Genomic DNA, 15701 nt, shown 5'->3' with positions numbered 1-15701 from the left:
AGCTCAGATGAACTTCTGGCTCGCGAGGAACTCCGCGAGCTGCTTGCCGCCCTCGCCCTCGTCCTTGACGATCGTGCCCGCGGTGCGGGCCGGACGCTCGGCCGCGGAGTCCACCGCGGTCCAGGCACCCTCCAGGCCGACCTCCTCCGCCTCGATGTCGAGGTCGGACAGGTCCAGCGACTGCACCGGCTTCTTCTTCGCGGCCATGATGCCCTTGAAGGACGGGTAGCGGGCCTCGCCCGACTGGTCCGTCACGGACACGACCGCCGGGAGGGACGCCTCCAGCTGCTCCGAAGCGGTGTCGCCGTCACGGCGGCCCTTGACGGTGCCGTCCTCGACGGATACCTCCGACAGCAGGGTCACCTGCGGAACGCCGAGCCGCTCGGCCAGGACCGCCGGGAGGACGCCCATGGTGCCGTCCGTGGAGGCCATGCCGCAGACGACCAGGTCGTAACCGGTCTTCTCGATCGCCTTGGCCAGGACCAGGGACGTGCCCATCACGTCGGTGCCGTGCAGATCGTCGTCCTCGACGTGGACGGCCTTGTCGGCGCCCATGGACAGCGCCTTGCGCAGCGCGTCCTTGGCGTCCTCCGGACCGACGGTCAGCACGGTGATCTCGGCGTCGTCCGCCTCATCGGCGATCTGCAGCGCCTGCTCGACCGCGTACTCGTCGAGCTCCGACAGCAGACCGTCGACGTCGTCGCGGTCGACGGTCAGGTCATCGGCGAAGTGCCGGTCGCCGGTGGCGTCGGGCACGTACTTCACACAGACAACGATCCTCAAGCTCACGCCGGCTCTCCTACTGCATCGTCATTACTGAGCTGCCTTGTGCAGGCAGCATAGGCGCCTGAAGGCGGGGTTTCCGGTCGGGGCGACCGGCGCTCCGAACGAAATATTACTCACCAGTACATCCACTGCGTACCCGGTGAGCAAGCGCTTGGAACTGTGACCTTGCCAACGCTGCGTAACCGGGATCTCTCAGTCCCTCAACGCGTTGAAGCGGCCTTGGTGGTACAGCAACGGACGGCCGACTCCCTCCGGGTCGCCGGCGACCGCCTCGGCGATCACCACCCGGTGGTCCCCCGCGGGCACCCGGGCGACGACCCGGCAGACCAGCCACGCCAGCACGCCGTCCAGGAGCGGGACGCCCTCGGGCCCGGTACGCCATCGGGTGGGCGCGGCGAACCTGTCGGCGCCCCGGCGGGCGAAGGTGGCGGCCAGCTCGCGCTGGTCCTCGGAGAGTATGTGCACCCCTACGTACCCCGCCTCGGCGACGACCTGCCAGCTGGAGGAGGTGGTGCCGATGCCGAACGAGAGCAGCGGGGGCTCGGCCGCCACGGAGCTGAGCGAGGTGGCGGTGAATCCGACGGGACGGTCCCCGTGCGCGGTGATGACCGCGACTCCGGCCGCATGGCGCCGGAAGACGGAGCGCAGCAGATCGGGAGAGGCGAGTCGAGGGGTGCCGAGGCCGGGCGTGGCCGCCATGGAGAGGTCCTTCTGCGAGGGGTTCGGTCGGGGTCGTCGCTGCTCAGACACCCGGACAGCGAGCGCTCGCGTCGTGGGCCGGGGCGTTTTGTTGCTGCTTCCGGCCGGTGGGAAGGAGTTCTGTTGGCACATCGTCAGACTGACGATTGCCGGTGCGTGGAGTCAAGTGGGCCCGGTCGGATGGGAGCTGTGTCACGGGCCGTCATCCGGCCGTCGCCGGTTCCGCGCCGTCAGACGGCCTCGCCGAGGGCCGCGATGACATCCGCCTTCCGGGGCTGCCCGGACGCCCTCCGCACGATCCGTCCCCCGGCGTCGAGCACCAGCACGGTGGGTGTGCGCAGGATGTCCAGTTCGCGCACGAGCGAGAGGCGGTCCTCCGCGTCGATCTCCACATGGGCGACACCGTCGACCATGTCCGCGACCTGCGCGAGCGTGCGCCGCGTCGCCCCGCACGGCCGGCAGAAGGCACTGGAGAACTGCACCAGAGTCGCCCTCGCCCCCAGCTCCGCGCCCAGTTCGGCCGCGCCGAGCCGGCGTTCCCCGTCCTTCCCGCTCACCCTCGGCCTCCCGTTCGTCCGGCGGTGCGGCAGCCTACGCTCCCGCCACCGCGAGGACCGCCGCGCACACCGCACGTCGGTCGTCGTCATTCGTCCAGCATGCACACGACCGCGATGATTCCCGCTCCCGCACCCCGGAGGGGTCCCGGGCGGCATGGACCAGGTCGACGCCAGGGGTGGCGGTTCGGCGCCGCCCGTACGCGCCCCCACCTCATTTCCCTCCGGCTGGGCGCTGCCCGACCGGTGGGTACCGCGCCTCGGCGTGGGCGCGTGGCCGGTGCAGGTGACACGACGTGACGAGAATCTCGCCGTACGACGCGCCGGGGACTGGCCGTAGCGCCGCACATGGGGCACGATCTGCCCAATGCCGAAAACCTACGGCTGCGTAACTTCCGTTGGGAGAACCCTCCCCGGGACACAGAAGGAAGGGCCTCTCCCGACATGGCAGAGCTCGTCTACCGGCCGGTCATCGGCGCCGCACTCGCGATGTTCAAGGCGCTCGACCTGAAGATCGACAGCCAGGGGTCGGAGAACATCCCGCGCTCAGGGGGCGCGGTGCTGGTGAGCAACCACATCAGCTACCTGGACTTCATCTTCTCCGGCCTGGCCGCGCTGCCGCAGAAGCGCCTGGTGCGCTTCATGGCGAAGGAGTCGGTGTTCCGGCACCGGGCCTCGGGTCCGCTGATGCGCGGGATGAAGCACATCCCGGTGGACCGCACCCAGGGCGAGGCCGCGTACGCCCACGCGCTGGACTCGCTGCGCGCGGGCGAGGTGATCGGCGTCTTCCCGGAGGCCACGATCTCGCAGTCGTTCACGCTGAAGGGCTTCAAGTCCGGCGCGGCACGGCTCGCCCAGGAAGCCGGCGTACCGCTCGTCCCGATGGCCCTGTGGGGCACCCAGCGGCTGTGGACCAAGGGCAGGCCGAAGAACCTCCGGCGCAGCCACATCCCGGTGACCATCCGCGTCGGCGAGGCCATGGAGGCGCCGACGGACCAGTACGCCGGGGCGATCACCCGCCGGCTGCGGGAGCGGGTGCAGGAACTGCTGGAGTCGGCGCAGCGCGCCTATCCGGTGCGACCCAAGGACGCCTCCGACACCTGGTGGGTACCCGCGCACCTCGGAGGCACGGCCCCGACGCCGGCCGAGGTCCGCGAGGCACACTGAGCGGATTCCCTCAGGTCCTCCCTCCGGGTGGCCTCTCCGTGGTCGCGGGGAGCCGGCCCGGATCCCCGCCGGAGGGGTCACGGGCGCACACGGGCGTCACCCGGCCGGACGGACCGTGATCCGGGCCCCGGGGCTGAGCTTCTCCAGCGACTCGGCGAGTTCCGCGCCCGCGGCCTCGAGTTCCGCGGCGGCCATCGGGGCCAGGGACTCCAGCAGGAAGACGGCGTTGACGGACTCCTCCGTGAGCCGGGTGCGCGGGCCCTGGCGCCAGTTCCAGCGGCGGCAGGTGACGCCTTCGTCGTCGCACCAGACGATCTCGCCCGGCTCGGGGTGCTCGACGGTCTCCCCGCCCGCCGCGGCGGTCACGAAGGGCTCCTGACCGGTGGCGCGCACGAGCCGCATCCCGCCCCGGACGCGGTCCAGGTCCTCGCCGCCGACCGGGATCAGACGGGCCACGCTGAGCGCGTTGTAGGCGTCGACGAGCAGATTGATCCGGGGCAGCCCGGCACCGGTAAGGGCTCGTCTGGCCAGCGCCTCGGCGGAGTTGCGGGTACGCGACGGCTTGGCCCCGAAGGCGCTGTAGGCGGCACGCCAGGCCGCCATGTGCGGGTCCTCGTGCGGAGCGCGGCCGCCGAGCCGTTCCGCCACCCGGCGCTCGGCGTCGTCGAGGAGCGCCGAACTCGCCTCGCTGCTGGGTCCGTTGACCAGGCCCTGGGCCTCGACGACAAGCGGGGTGAATCCGGGGACGAGGCCGTGGACCTCGTCGGACACGGTGAGCGTGAGAGGCATGGGCGTCCTTGCCTGGGAGTGCTGCGGCGCGTGCTTCGGGTGACCCTCAGAGCGCGGAGGGAAGACGCTCCGCGAGGGAGCGCCAATCCCGCGCTGACCGGAGGGCCCTCGGCACCTTGGGATGCAGTGCAGCATACAGCACCGGATAGTCCATCTCATTGGACTCGGGGGCGGAGTGAAGGCGAGCCACCCGGGGAACGCGATCGGCCGAGGATCAATGGACTCTCAGCCGATCGCACACCCATGCACCGTCAGGGGCCAGTGCCCCGACGAGGGGTCAGCGCGCCATTTCTTCCTTCAGCGCGAGGACGAAGGCGTCCACGTCGTCCTCGCGGGTGTCGAACGAGCACATCCAGCGGACGTCCCCGGCCGCCTCGTCCCAGAAGTAGAAGCGGAAGCGCTTCTGGAGCCGCCGGCTCACGTCCTGCGGCAGCCGCGCGAAGACCGCGTTCGCCTGCACCGGGTAGAGGATCTCCACCCCGTCCACGGACCGGACGCCCTCGGCGAGCCGCTGCGCCATGGCGTTGGAGTGTCGGGCGTTGCGCAGCCACAGGTCCTTGGCGAGCAGGGCCTCCAACTGCACGGACACGAACCGCATCTTCGAGGCGAGCTGCATCGACATCTTGCGCAGATGCTTCATATGGCTGACGGCGTCGGGATTGAGGACGACGACTGCCTCGCCGAAGAGCATGCCGTTCTTGGTGCCGCCGTACGAGAGGACGTCCACGCCGACCGCGTTGGTGAACGCGCGCATCGGCACGTCCAGCGACGCCGCGGCGTTGGCTATCCGCGCCCCGTCGAGGTGGACCTTCATGCCGAGCCCGTGGGCGTGGTCGACGATCGCGCGGATCTCGTCCACCGTGTAGACGGTGCCCAGCTCGGTGTTCTGGGTGATCGACACGACCTGCGGCATGGCGCGGTGCTCGTCCTCCCAGCCCCAGGCCTGCCGGTCGACGAGCTCGGGGGTGAGCTTGCCGTCCGGGGTCGGCACGGTCAGCAGCTTCAGCCCGCCCATCCGCTCCGGAGCGCCGCCCTCGTCCACGTTGATGTGGGCGCTCTCGGCGCACACGACGGCGCCCCACCGGTCGGTGAGCGCCTGCAGCGCGGTGACGTTGGCGCCGGTGCCGTTGAAGACGGGGAACGCCTCGGCGCCGGAGCCGAAGTGGCTGTGCATGATCCGCTGGAGGTGTTCGGTGTACTCGTCCTCGCCGTAGGCGACCTGGTGGCCGCCGTTGGCCAGGGCGAGGGCGGCCATCACCTCCGGGTGCGCGCCCGCGTAGTTGTCGCTGGCGAATCCCCGTACGTCGGGGTCGTGGTGCCGGCGGGCGTCGGTTCTCGTCGGGATCACGGCTCGGGGGTCAGCCACAGGCGCTGTCCATTCACTTCCGGGGCGGGCCGGTCCCAGACTCCGGCAACGGCCTCGGCCAGTTCCTTGACGTCCGTGAAGCCCGCGAACTTGGCGTTCGGGCGCTCGGCGCGCATCGCGTCGTGCACGAGTGCCTTGATGATCAGGATGGCAGCCGCCGCGCGCGGGCCCTCCTCGCCCCCGGCCTTCCGGAACGAGTCGGCGAGCGCCAGGGTCCAGGCCTCCGCCGCGGCCTTGGCGGCGGCGTAGGCGGCGTTGCCCTCGGTGGGCTTCGCCGCACCGGACTGGCTGACCAGTACGAAGCGGCCCTTGTCGCTGCGCTTGAGCGCCTCGTGGAACGCGAGCGAGGTGTTCTGGACCGTACGGATCAGCAGCTTCTCGAGGAGCTGCCAGTCGCTCAGGTCGGTCTCGCCGAAGGTCGCGCTGCCGCGCCAGCCGCCGACAAGATGGACGAGGCCGTCGACGCGGCCGAACTCCTTCTCGGTCTGCGCGGCCCATTCCCGGGTCGCGGTCGGGTCGAGCAGGTCCACGGTGTCGCCGGTGACGGTCGCACCGCCGTGCGCGTACCGCGCCTCGTCGACCGCCTGCGCCAGCCGCTCGGTGTCCGCGTCCGACGCCACGACGATCGCGCCCGCCTCGGCGAGGCGGAGCAGGGTGGCGCGGCCCGCCGGACCCGCCGCGCCCGCGACCGCGATCACCGCACCGTCGAGGGCCCCGTTGCCGTTCGCATTCATGGTGCTGGTCTCCTCCGTCCGAGAGCTCACGCGGCGACTCGCTCGGCGGACCGGGCCGTGATGCCCTTGGTGGAGGCGATCACGCCCTTCAGCTTCTTGGAGAGCGCCTCAAAGAACATGCTGAGCGGAAACTCGTCCGGAAGCACGTCGTCGACGAGCTTGCGCGGCGGCTGGCTCAGGTCCAGGGCGTCGGGGCCCTTCGCCCAACGGGAGCCCGGGTGCGGAGCGAGATAGGTGGACACCAGCTCGTACGCCTTGAACCAGTGGACGAGCTTCGGGCGGTCGATGCCTTCGCGGTACAGCGTCTCGATCTCGGCGCAGAGCTGGTTGGTGACCTGCGGGGCCCGCTCCCAGTCGATCCTCAGCGTGTTGTCCGTCCAGCGCACGACGTCGTGCTTGTGGAGGTACGCGAAGAGCAGCTGGCCGCCGAGGCCGTCGTAGTTGCGCACCCGGTCGCCGGTGACGGGGAAGCGGAACATCCGGTCGAACAGCACGGCGTACTGGACGTCACGGCCGTGCGCATTGCCCTCGGCCTCCAGCTTCACCGCCTCCTTGAAGGCGGTGAGGTCGCAGCGCAGCTCCTCCAGGCCGTACATCCAGAACGGCTGGCGCTGCTTGATCATGAAGGGGTCGAACGGCAGGTCGCCGTGGCTGTGGGTGCGGTCGTGGATCATGTCCCACAGGACGAAGGCCTTCTCGCAGCGCTCCTGGTCGTGGACCATCGAGGCCACGTCCTCGGGGAGGTCGAGGGAGAGGATCTCCACGGCGGCCTCGGTCACCCGGCGGAAGCGGGCGGCCTCGCGGTCGCAGAAGATGCCGCCCCAGCTGAACCGCTCGGGGGCCTCGCGCACGGCTATGGTCTCGGGGAACAGCACGGCCGAGTTGGTGTCGTAGCCGGCGGTGAAGTCCTCGAAGGCGATCCCGCAGAAGAGCGGGTTGTCGTACCGGGTCGCCTCCAGCTCGGCAAGCCACTCCGGCCACACCATCCGCAGGACGACGGCCTCGAGGTTGCGGTCCGGGTTGCCGTTCTGCGTGTACATGGGGAAGACCACCAGGTGCTGGAGTCCGTCCACGCGGTCGGCGGCGGGCTGGAAGGCCAGCAGCGAGTCCAGGAAGTCCGGCACGCCGAATGCGCTGTCGGCCCATTTGCGCAGGTCGGCGACGAGCGCGCGGTGGTACGCGGCGTCGTGCGGAAGCAGCGGGGAGAGCTCCTCCACGGCGGCGGTCACACGCTCGATCGCGTACTCGGCGGCGGCGCGCACCGGGGCGTCCTCGGCGGCGAAGTCGATGGAACCGTCCTCGGACTGCCAGGGCCTGATCTCCTCGACGGCGTCCTTGAGCATCTGCCACGCGGGATGCTCGACCACCGCCGTGGCCGTCGCCGCGTCCGTCGCAGCGTTCTGCACAAGAATTTCCGTCATGTCACTTCCTCCACGGGAGAACCTCGCGTCAAGACACCGTATCCATGCCCGGTTCTCCCTTACAAGGGGAACCCTGGGAAATTATCCTGCCTCACCCCCATGGTCACCGCAGATTTTTCTGTGACCTAGGCCATTCGGGGCGATGGCTTCGGAACGGTCGGGCAGGAGGCACCACCGGACCGGCTGCGGCCCGCGCGCCGTCAAGGCCCGGAGGACTCGCCCACGCGCGAGTGAGCCCGTCACGGGGCGCGGCGCCGGAAGAGCGCGTTCCCCCAAGCCCGGCGCCTCATGCACGACCGGGTACGGCTGAGGCGCAGGCCACTAGGCTGCGGCCGAGCCGCGCGGGGCGGAGCCACCGCGTGGGAGCCACACACAAGAACGGCCCGAGCCCGACACATCGACGGAAGCGAGAAGATCTTGAGTTTCCTCACCATCGGTCATCGCGGGGTCATGGGTGTCGAACCGGAGAACACCCTGCGTTCCTTCGTCCGGGCGGAACGCGCGGGTATGGACGCGATCGAACTGGATCTCCATCTCAGCAAGGACGGCGCACTGGTCGTCATGCACGACGCCGACGTGGACCGGACGACCGACGGCACGGGGCCGATCGCCGAGAGGACCCTCGCCGAGCTGCGGGAACTGGACGCCGGTCAGGGCGAGCGCGTCCCGGTCCTCGAGGAGGTCCTGGACGCGGTGAGCGCGCCGCTCCAGGTCGAGATCAAGGACGCGGCCGCGGCACGGGTACTCGCCGACGTGATGGTCAAGCGCGATCTGGCGGAGCGGATCGAGGTCGCCTCGTTCCAGGACGACGCCGTCAGGGAGATCGCCGCGCTGGTGCCCGGCGTGCGCACCGCCCTCGTCGCCAGCCGGTGGGGCAGCGACATCGTGGAGCGCGCACAGGCCGTCGGCGCCCCGACGCTGGCGCTGAACATCCGCCGGCTCACGCTGGAGACGGTGGAGCACGCCCACGACGAGGGACTGCGGGTCATCGGCTGGGTCGTCAACACCCAGGACCATCTGCGGCTGGTGCGCGCCCTCGGACTCGACGGCGCGACCACCGACTTCCCGGAGATCCGGCGCACCGGCCGCTTCACGGCCTGACGGCCCCGGCGGCGGACCGGACCGCGGGCACCGGTCCGGTGCCGCGGTCCGGCAGACGTGTCGCGGAAGGCGCCTCAGCCGTCCAGGCTCTTCACGAGCAGTTCGAACTGCAGGTCGGCGCGGCGCGGAACGCCGAATCGCTCGTCGCCGTACGGGAACGGGGTCATCCGCCCCGTACGGCGGTACCCGCACCGCTCGTACCAGGCGATGAGCTCCTCGCGCACCGAGATCACCGTCATGTGCATCTCGGTGACGCCCCACACCTCGCGCACGAGACGCTCGGCCTCGGTGATGACCAGCCGGCCGAGCCCGCCGCCCTGGAGTCCCGGGCGCACGGCGAACATGCCGAAGTACGCCGCGTCGCCGCGGTGTTCGAGCTGGCAGCAGGCCACCAGTTCGTCGTCGCGCCGCACGACGAGCAGCCTGCTGCCGGAGGCCCCGATCACCTGGCGCACGCCTTCCGGGTCGGTGCGCTGTCCGTCCAGGATGTCCGCCTCGGTGGTCCAGCCCGCGCGGCTGGAGTCCCCGCGGTAGGCCGACTCGATCAGCTCGACCAGCGCGGGCACGTCGGCATCGGTCGCGTCGCGGAAGGACAGCTGCGCAGGGTGCTGGGGCGGGGCGGTCTCCATGGGGCGCTTCTCCGTTCTCCTCTTGCCGCCGGTGCGCCGCGCCGAGGTCGGGCGGACGCGCGTCCGCCCGACCTCGGCGCGGCGCACCGGCGGTCTACCGTGGAGACCATGATGCACGTGCTGAGCAGTCGCATCCTGCTGCGGCCGACCGACCCCGAGCGGTCCCGACGGTTCTACGAGGACGTGCTGGGCCTGCAGATCTACCGCGAGTTCGGCAGCGGACCGGACCGCGGAACCGTCTACTTCCTCGGGGGCGGGTTCCTGGAGATCTCCGGCCGCTCCGCGACCCCGCCCGGCCCGGGCCTCGCGCTGTGGCTCCAGGTGTCGGACGCCAAGGCGGCCTACGGCCATGTGCTGTCGCACGGGGCCGAGGTCGAACGGCCGCCGCGGCGGGAGCCCTGGGGGCTCGTCGAGATGTGGCTGACCGATCCGGACGGTGTGCGGATCGCCGTGGTCGAGGTGCCCGAGGACCATCCGCTGCGCCACCGGCCCTGAGCGTCCGGGACGGCTCCGCCCGCGGGGCGGGGGCGGAGCCGTCCCGGACGCCGGGCGAGGGAGGGTCGCCGTGCGAGGGAGGGTCGCCGGGCGGTGCGCGCGGCCTCGCGGACCCCGCGAGCGCCCGCAATGCACCCGTGCGCTCGTATGCGCCGGACCCCGGCGGGGCATGCCCTGCCCGACACGTCGAGCGGGGAGGTGTGCGGTGCACGGACCGGCGATGCCGGGCTGGCTGCTCGTGGCACTGTGCGCGGTGTCCGGCGCCTACTGCCTCGTGCGGATGCGCTGCTGTGCGGGCCCGGCGCGCAGCGCGGCGACGGACGAGGCGCTGATGGGGTTCGGGATGGCCTCGATGGCCGTGCCGGCTGCCGTGGCGCCGGCACCGGCGTGGCGCTGGCTGCTGTTCGCGGCCCTGTTCGGGGCGGTGGGCCTGCGAGCACTGTGGGCCACTCGGGTCTCCCGCGCCGGCGCGCACCATCTGCACCATCTGGTCGGCTCGCTGGCCATGGTGTACATGGCGGTGGCCATGTCCCCGTTCGCGGCGGGCGGCCACGGGGAGCACGGCGGCCCGCCCGGGGCCGGCGGAGTGCCGCTGGTGACGGGGGCGTTGCTCGTCTACTTCACGGTGTTCGTCCTGCGCACGGGCGCCCGGCTGGTGCCCGTCGCGGCGCCGGCGGGCGGCCCGCCCCCGGCCTGGGGGGCCCGCCCCGAGCTGGCTCTGGCGTGCCGGGTCTCCATGGGCGTCGCCATGGTCGCCATGCTCCTCACCGTCTGAGCGCGCGGGGCGGGCCGTGGCGTACATCACTTGCCGTGTGAAGCCATACCTGTGAGTAGCACGCCGCTCATAGTCTGGTACCCATGATGGTCTCCCTCGCGCTGCTGTCGCTCGGCGCACTGGCCGCCGTCGTCGCGCCGCGGCTGATGTCGCGGGCCGACTGGCCGGAGCGCGAGCCGGTGGTGGCGTTGTGGGTGTGGCAGTGCGTGGTCGCGGCGGTGCTGCTGAGCTTCGGACTCTCCATGACCATCAGCGCGGCCGCCGCCTGGCAGGCGGTGCGGGGGCCGGTCTTCGCGCCCGCGCCGAGCGCGGTCGTCGAGGCGTACGCCCTGGGCGCGGGCGGACCGTGGTCGGCGGTTCTGGCCGTCGTGCTGGCGTGCGGAGGTCTGTGGACCGGCGCGATGCTCACCCGGGAGATCCACCGGGCGCACACGCGACGCAAGCGGCGCAGGGCCGAACTCCTCGTGCGCGCCCCCCTGTTGCCCGGAGAGGACCCGGGGGACGATCCGCTGGTGGTGCTGGAGGGCGAGCGCCCCGACGTGTGGTGGCTGCCCGGCGCCGCGCCCCAGCTGGTCATCACCACGGCCGCCCTGCGGCGGCTGAAAGGCCGTCAACTCGACGCGGTGCTGGCTCACGAGCAGGGGCACGCCAGGGCGCGCCACGACTGGCTGCTGCACTGCTCGGCGGCACTCGCCAACGGCTTTCCCCAGGTCCCGGTGTTCGCCGCGTTCCGTGACGAGATGCACCGTCTGGTCGAGCTGGCCGCGGACGACGTGGCCTCGCGACGATTCGGGCGGCTGACGATCGCCCTCGCGCTGGTCGAACTGAACGAACACCGCGGAGTCTTCGGCCCCTGCCCGGCTCCCGACACCCAGTTGCACCAGCGGGTGAACCGCCTGCTGGCCCCGGTGCCCCGGCTCACCGCGGGCAGGCGGCTGCGGCTCACCGCCGCCGCGGTCCTGGTGCCCGTCGTCCCGCTGCTGGTGGCATTCGTGCCGGGTCTGAGCGCTCTGACATGACCAGCGACGTCACCTGAGGGATTCGCCGGGAAGGTCGCCGCGTCCGGTGCGGCGCGGTGCGCCGCACGGCGGAGGGTCGCCCTCGTACCGGACGCACTCGGGTGATGCGGTTGACGCAGCGAAGCGCCGTGCCGGGCGTCGCGCCCCGGTGAACCTTGCCCGACGCGGCACTAGCAGGGCGGATCGGGGGCAGGATTCCTCCCATGCGTCCCCCCACCCCCACCTCCACCCCCCTCCCGCGCACCCCCACCCCGGAGCCGGGCGCTCCGGTCCCCGGGGCACGCACCGCCTCGCTGACCGCCGTGACCACCGTGCTGCTCCTGGTGACGGTGGCCGTGGGCTGGGAGCCGTTGGTGTCGGCCGACCGTACGGTCGCCGTCGAGCTCCACGAGTCCGCGCTGGCGGAGCCGGGCTTCACCCGTGCGAACCGGCTCCTCAGCGACTGGGTGTGGGACCCGTGGACGATGCGCGCCCTGGTGGTCGCCGTGGTCCTCGGCCTGCTGTGGCGCGGCGAGCGCCTGCCGGCCCTGTGGGTCGCGGCGGCGAGCCTGCTGGGCGCGGCGGTGCAGCAGATCCTCAAGGTCCTGGTGGGGCGGCAGCGCCCGGTCTGGACGGAACCCGTGGACTCCGCCCACTACGCCGCCTTCCCGTCCGGCCACGCGATGACGGCGACCGTCACCTGCGGGCTGCTCCTCTGGCTGCTGGCGCGGACGGGGGCCGGGCCGGGGCTGCGGCGGACGGCGGCCCTGCTCGCGGCGGTCTCGGTGCTGGGCGTGGGCTTCACCAGGCTCTATCTGGGGGTGCACTGGCTCACGGACGTCCTGGCCGGCTGGCTGCTCGGGATCTGTGTGGTCGCCGTGGCGGTCGGCTCGTACGAGCGGCTGGCCTTGAACCGGGAGCCCTGACGCCGGGAGGATCACCCCATGGCGATCAAAGGCGTGCTCTTCGATTTCTCAGGAACGCTCTTCCGGATCGAATCCGTCACCTCCTGGCTGCGGGCCGCCCTCGACGAGACGGGGATCTCCGTCGGCGAGGACGCGTTCGAACGGTACGCACGCGAGCTCGACGCGGCCGGGGCGCTGCCCGGAGGTTCCACCCCCGAACTGGTCCCCGAGGCGCTGGCCGACCTGTGGTGGACGCGCGACCGGGACGCCCAGCGGCACAGGGACGCCTACGTGGGCCTCGCCCGCCGCGTGGAGCTCCCCGACCCCCGGCTGTACGACGCGCTCTACGAGCGGCACAAGACCCCGTCCGCGTGGCGCCCGTACCCGGACGCGGAGGAGGTGCTCGGCGAGCTGCGACGTCTGGGCACGGGCGTCGCGGTGGTCAGCAACATCGGCTGGGACCCGCGGCCGGTGTTCCAGGCGCACGGGCTGGACGGCTACGTGGACGCGTACGTGCTGTCGTACCGCCACGGGGTGCAGAAGCCGGACGCCCGGCTGTTCCGGGCGGGCTGCGAGGCGCTCGGGCAGGACCCCCGCGACGTCCTGATGGTCGGCGACGACCGGCGCGCGGACGGCGGGGCGGCACGGCTGGGCTGCGCGGTGCACTTCGTGGACCATCTGCCGGTCGAGGAGCGGCCCGAGGGCCTGCGTCCGGTACTCGGACTCGTGGGCGCGTGAACCGGAACGCCGTCGGCGAAGCACCGGTGGACGACCGTGGGAATCGAGACCCCGGGATCGGACAATAGAGGCAGAAGCCGCAGTCAGCGGCTCCCCCGGATCCGCGCGGATCCACGACGGAACGGATCGGACCGGGCGATCCCCCGCGTCGCCCGGTCCGTCCGGTCACCCCCGCTGACCAGGCACACGAGCGCCTCGCCACGGTTCGCGCTCAGTATATTGGCTCAGAGCCAGTCAACGCAGGAGTTAAGCATGTCCCCGCGGAGCGCATCGGTCAATGAAGAGCTCCGTCGGCGTTCCCGGGAGCGCCTGCTCCAGGCGACCGTGGACCTCGTCGGGGAGCGCGGGTACGAGGCGACGACGCTCGGGGACATCGCCGACCGGGCCGGTTCGGCCCGCGGACTGGTCTCGTACTACTTCGCCGGCAAGCGCCAGCTGTTCCAGTCGGCCGTGCACCGGCTGATGCATCTCACGCTGGAGGAGGCGCTGGAGCGCGAGCCCCGCGCCTCCGACGGGCGGGAGCGGCTGGCCCGGGCGATCGACGCGGTCCTGGGCCTCGCCGTGGACCGGCCGGTGCTGATGCGCGCGCACATGGCCGGCATCCTGCAGGCCGACGGGTTCGTCCAGTGCCCCGAACAGCAGCGCCTGGCCCTGCTGCTGCGCGACACGGTGGAGCGGTACGGGTCCCCGGACGTGGACGCCGACTACCCGCTGCTGCGCGCACTGCTGATGGGCGCGGTCTTCGCGGTGGCGCTGCCCGGCGCGCCGATGCCGCGCGCACGGCTGCGCGCGGAGCTGTTCCAGCGGTACGGGCTGGACTGGGAGCTCGGTTTCCCGCCGGGCGGGGAGCCGCCCGCCGGGGCGGCACGCGAGGGTGCGGACCGGGCCTCCGACGGGGCGGCCCGGTAAGGACCGGCCCCGGAGGACCGGCGAGCCCGCACCGGGGAGGCGCGGTGCCGCCCGCCGGGGCGGCACCGCGACGGCGCGGATCAGTGGTCGTGGCGGTCGAAGTAGTCCGGCTGGGTCTGCACGTTGAGCTCGTGCATCCGGACACGCTTGGCCGCGTCGGTACGACGGTCCTCGAGCTTCAGCACGTCGAAGCCCTTGGCGATGTCGTTCGAGTAGATGTGGCCGTTGTAGTAGTACGCCGACCAGGAGCCGCCCGTGGTGACGGTGTCGGTGGAGAGCGGGCCCCGCTCGAAGTAGGCGATCTCCCGCGGCTTGGCGGAGTTCGTGAACTCCCACACCGACACGCCGCCCTGGTACCAGGCCTGGACCATGATGTCGCGGCCCTTCACCGGGATCAGCGAGCCGTTGTGCGCCACGCAGTTCTCGGTGGCGGCCTGGTGCCGGTCGATCTTGAAGTAGCTGCGGAAGACCAGTTTGCGCTTGTCGCCCCTGCCGACGATGTCGTAGATGCCGTCGGCACCGCGGTTCGGGCCGATCTCCGCGTTGCAGGTCGCGCCCACGCCGCCGCCGAGCTCGTCGGTGAAGACCACCTTGTCGGCGTCCTGGTTGAACGTCGCCGAGTGCCAGAACGCGAAGTTGACGTTGTCCTGGACCCGGTCGATGACCTTCGGGCGCTCGGGGTCGCGGATGTCGAACAGGATGCCGTCACCCATGCAGGCGCCGGCCGCGAGGTCCTCGTCCGGCAGCACGGTGATGTCGTGGCAGCCGGTCGTCTTGGAGACGCCCGGGTTCGTGGGTGCGCCGGGGTTGCCGCCGCCGTCCGGACCCTCGCCCGGGAACAGCACCGGGAACCCGACGACAGCGGACCTTTCCGGGGCGTTCCGCGGCACCTTGATGACGGAGATCCCGTCGTGCGGCGGCTGGCAGTCCGGGAAGGCCGCGTTCGGCGAGTACGACGACACGTACACGTACACGTTGCGCCGCTCGGGCACGAGGGTGTGGGTGTGGGAGCCGCACGCGGTCTCGACGGCCGCGACGTACTTCGGGTTGCGCTTGTCGCTGATGTCGAAGACCTTGACGCCTTCCCACGAGGACTTCTCCGTGGCCGGCTGGCTGGTGCTGGCACAGGAGTCGTCGCTGCGCGAGGAGTCGGTGGAGAGGAAGAGCAGGTCCCCGGAGACCGAGATGTCGTTCTGGGAACCGGGGCACAGGACCTGGGCGACGGTCTTGGGGGTGCGCGGGTTGGAGATGTCGAAGATGCGGAAGCCGTCGTAGTTGCCGGCGAACGCGTACCTGCCCTGGAAGGCGAGGTCGGAGTTGGTGCCCGGGAGGGCGTCCTTCGGGACGTTCGCGAGATGACGGATGTTGTCGCTGTGGACGACCTCGTCCACGGCGGGTATCTCACCACTGTTCGTCAGGGCCTTCGCGGCTGCCGCCTGTTCGGACGAGACCTTCCTCTCGACCGGGACGTCTCCGGGATCCGGTGTGGCGGCGGCGGGTCCGGCCGCCAGCAGAGTGGCCAGCAGCCCTGCCGCGGCTGTCGCCACGCCCAGGCGTCTGCGCCGCACGCGGGTGGTGTGCAACGGGGTCACCGTTTTCCTCCCCTGGTTTCATTCCGTGCTTGAACCATGCACT

16 protein-coding genes and 1 pseudogene are annotated in these 15701 nt (G+C 71.7%); 8 read left to right on the top strand and 9 right to left on the bottom strand.

From position 1 onward, the window contains the following. Nucleotides 1-3 precede the first annotated feature (3 nt). The 3 genes and pseudogenes from O7595_RS29820 to O7595_RS29810 all read right to left on the bottom strand — a co-directional run bounded on the left by O7595_RS29820 (nt 4) and on the right by O7595_RS29810 (nt 2112). Complete coding sequence (locus O7595_RS29820) at nt 4-789, bottom strand: electron transfer flavoprotein subunit beta/FixA family protein (protein ID WP_269731670.1); 786 nt, start codon at nt 787-789, stop codon at nt 4-6. Nucleotides 790-978: 189 nt separating this feature from the next. Then, complete coding sequence (locus O7595_RS29815) at nt 979-1485, bottom strand: flavin reductase family protein (RefSeq protein WP_269731669.1); 507 nt, start codon at nt 1483-1485, stop codon at nt 979-981. Between the two features lie 230 nt (nt 1486-1715). After that, nucleotides 1716-2112: pseudogene (locus O7595_RS29810) on the bottom strand (TlpA family protein disulfide reductase). 371 nt (nt 2113-2483) lie between these two features. On the opposite strand from O7595_RS29810, the gene O7595_RS29805 reads away from it, so the two are divergent. Further along, nucleotides 2484-3206 carry a lysophospholipid acyltransferase family protein gene (locus tag O7595_RS29805; RefSeq protein ID WP_269731668.1) on the top strand — a complete coding sequence of 241 codons (723 nt, stop codon included), beginning with the start codon at nt 2484-2486 and terminating at the stop codon, nt 3204-3206. A 96-nt stretch (nt 3207-3302) separates the two neighbouring features. Here the strand turns inward: O7595_RS29805 and O7595_RS29800 are convergent, their stop codons facing one another. The 4 genes from O7595_RS29800 to O7595_RS29785 all read right to left on the bottom strand — a co-directional run bounded on the left by O7595_RS29800 (nt 3303) and on the right by O7595_RS29785 (nt 7516). Beyond that, nucleotides 3303-3995, bottom strand: a complete 693-nt coding sequence (locus tag O7595_RS29800; RefSeq protein ID WP_269731667.1) for a B3/B4 domain-containing protein — start codon at nt 3993-3995, stop codon at nt 3303-3305. A 277-nt stretch (nt 3996-4272) separates the two neighbouring features. Further along, on the bottom strand, nt 4273-5343 hold the full coding sequence (locus O7595_RS29795; protein ID WP_443071762.1) for a threonine aldolase family protein: 1071 nt from the start codon (nt 5341-5343) through the stop codon (nt 4273-4275). After that, nucleotides 5340-6095, bottom strand: a complete 756-nt coding sequence (locus O7595_RS29790) for an SDR family NAD(P)-dependent oxidoreductase (protein ID WP_269731665.1) — start codon at nt 6093-6095, stop codon at nt 5340-5342. The genes O7595_RS29795 and O7595_RS29790 overlap by 4 nt, the downstream gene beginning before the upstream one ends. Nucleotides 6096-6121: 26 nt before the next feature. Further along, on the bottom strand, nt 6122-7516 hold the full coding sequence (locus O7595_RS29785) for a DUF6421 family protein (protein WP_269731664.1): 1395 nt from the start codon (nt 7514-7516) through the stop codon (nt 6122-6124). A 417-nt stretch (nt 7517-7933) separates the two neighbouring features. Between O7595_RS29785 and O7595_RS29780 the strand changes: the two genes are divergently transcribed. Beyond that, nucleotides 7934-8617 carry a glycerophosphodiester phosphodiesterase gene (locus O7595_RS29780; RefSeq protein ID WP_269731663.1) on the top strand — a complete coding sequence of 228 codons (684 nt, stop codon included), beginning with the start codon at nt 7934-7936 and terminating at the stop codon, nt 8615-8617. 74 nt (nt 8618-8691) lie between these two features. Here the strand turns inward: O7595_RS29780 and O7595_RS29775 are convergent, their stop codons facing one another. Next, nucleotides 8692-9246 (bottom strand): GNAT family N-acetyltransferase, encoded by a 555-nt coding sequence (locus O7595_RS29775; protein WP_269731662.1) that lies wholly within the window; start codon nt 9244-9246, stop codon nt 8692-8694. Nucleotides 9247-9354: 108 nt separating this feature from the next. Here O7595_RS29775 and O7595_RS29770 point away from each other — a divergent pair, with 108 nt between their 5' ends. The 6 genes from O7595_RS29770 to O7595_RS29745 all read left to right on the top strand — a co-directional run bounded on the left by O7595_RS29770 (nt 9355) and on the right by O7595_RS29745 (nt 14066). Further along, nucleotides 9355-9741, top strand: coding sequence for a VOC family protein (locus O7595_RS29770; protein ID WP_269731661.1), 387 nt, complete (start codon nt 9355-9357; stop codon nt 9739-9741). Nucleotides 9742-9946: 205 nt separating this feature from the next. After that, the gene (locus O7595_RS29765; RefSeq protein ID WP_269731660.1) at nt 9947-10516 is read left to right on the top strand and encodes a DUF5134 domain-containing protein; all 570 of its coding nucleotides are present in this window, start codon (nt 9947-9949) and stop codon (nt 10514-10516) included. An 83-nt stretch (nt 10517-10599) separates the two neighbouring features. Continuing rightward, the gene (locus O7595_RS29760; protein ID WP_269731659.1) at nt 10600-11535 is read left to right on the top strand and encodes a M56 family metallopeptidase; all 936 of its coding nucleotides are present in this window, start codon (nt 10600-10602) and stop codon (nt 11533-11535) included. A 203-nt stretch (nt 11536-11738) separates the two neighbouring features. Continuing rightward, nucleotides 11739-12440, top strand: a complete 702-nt coding sequence (locus O7595_RS29755) for a phosphatase PAP2 family protein (RefSeq protein ID WP_269731658.1) — start codon at nt 11739-11741, stop codon at nt 12438-12440. 18 nt (nt 12441-12458) lie between these two features. After that, nucleotides 12459-13157, top strand: a complete 699-nt coding sequence (locus tag O7595_RS29750) for an HAD family hydrolase (RefSeq protein ID WP_269731657.1) — start codon at nt 12459-12461, stop codon at nt 13155-13157. 252 nt (nt 13158-13409) lie between these two features. Further along, complete coding sequence (locus O7595_RS29745; protein ID WP_269731656.1) at nt 13410-14066, top strand: TetR/AcrR family transcriptional regulator; 657 nt, start codon at nt 13410-13412, stop codon at nt 14064-14066. Nucleotides 14067-14146: 80 nt separating this feature from the next. Here the strand turns inward: O7595_RS29745 and O7595_RS29740 are convergent, their stop codons facing one another. Then, complete coding sequence (locus tag O7595_RS29740; protein WP_269731655.1) at nt 14147-15658, bottom strand: LVIVD repeat-containing protein; 1512 nt, start codon at nt 15656-15658, stop codon at nt 14147-14149. Nucleotides 15659-15701 lie beyond the last annotated feature (43 nt).

The organism is Streptomyces sp. WMMC940, from assembly GCF_027460265.1.
Classification (GTDB): Bacteria; Actinomycetota; Actinomycetes; order Streptomycetales; family Streptomycetaceae; genus Streptomyces.
This window is presented reverse-complemented; position numbering and strand designations above follow the sequence as displayed.

Coding starts and splice junctions, on each gene's coding strand:
- O7595_RS29815 (WP_269731669.1), bottom strand. CDS start 1,485: ATGGCGGCCACGCCCGGCCTCGGCACCCCTCGACTCGCCTCTCCCGAT.
- O7595_RS29805 (WP_269731668.1), top strand. CDS start 2,484: ATGGCAGAGCTCGTCTACCGGCCGGTCATCGGCGCCGCACTCGCGATG.
- O7595_RS29800 (WP_269731667.1), bottom strand. CDS start 3,995: ATGCCTCTCACGCTCACCGTGTCCGACGAGGTCCACGGCCTCGTCCCC.
- O7595_RS29790 (WP_269731665.1), bottom strand. CDS start 6,095: ATGAATGCGAACGGCAACGGGGCCCTCGACGGTGCGGTGATCGCGGTC.
- O7595_RS29785 (WP_269731664.1), bottom strand. CDS start 7,516: ATGACGGAAATTCTTGTGCAGAACGCTGCGACGGACGCGGCGACGGCC.
- O7595_RS29775 (WP_269731662.1), bottom strand. CDS start 9,246: ATGGAGACCGCCCCGCCCCAGCACCCTGCGCAGCTGTCCTTCCGCGAC.
- O7595_RS29770 (WP_269731661.1), top strand. CDS start 9,355: ATGATGCACGTGCTGAGCAGTCGCATCCTGCTGCGGCCGACCGACCCC.
- O7595_RS29760 (WP_269731659.1), top strand. CDS start 10,600: ATGATGGTCTCCCTCGCGCTGCTGTCGCTCGGCGCACTGGCCGCCGTC.
- O7595_RS29755 (WP_269731658.1), top strand. CDS start 11,739: ATGCGTCCCCCCACCCCCACCTCCACCCCCCTCCCGCGCACCCCCACC.
- O7595_RS29750 (WP_269731657.1), top strand. CDS start 12,459: ATGGCGATCAAAGGCGTGCTCTTCGATTTCTCAGGAACGCTCTTCCGG.
- O7595_RS29745 (WP_269731656.1), top strand. CDS start 13,410: ATGTCCCCGCGGAGCGCATCGGTCAATGAAGAGCTCCGTCGGCGTTCC.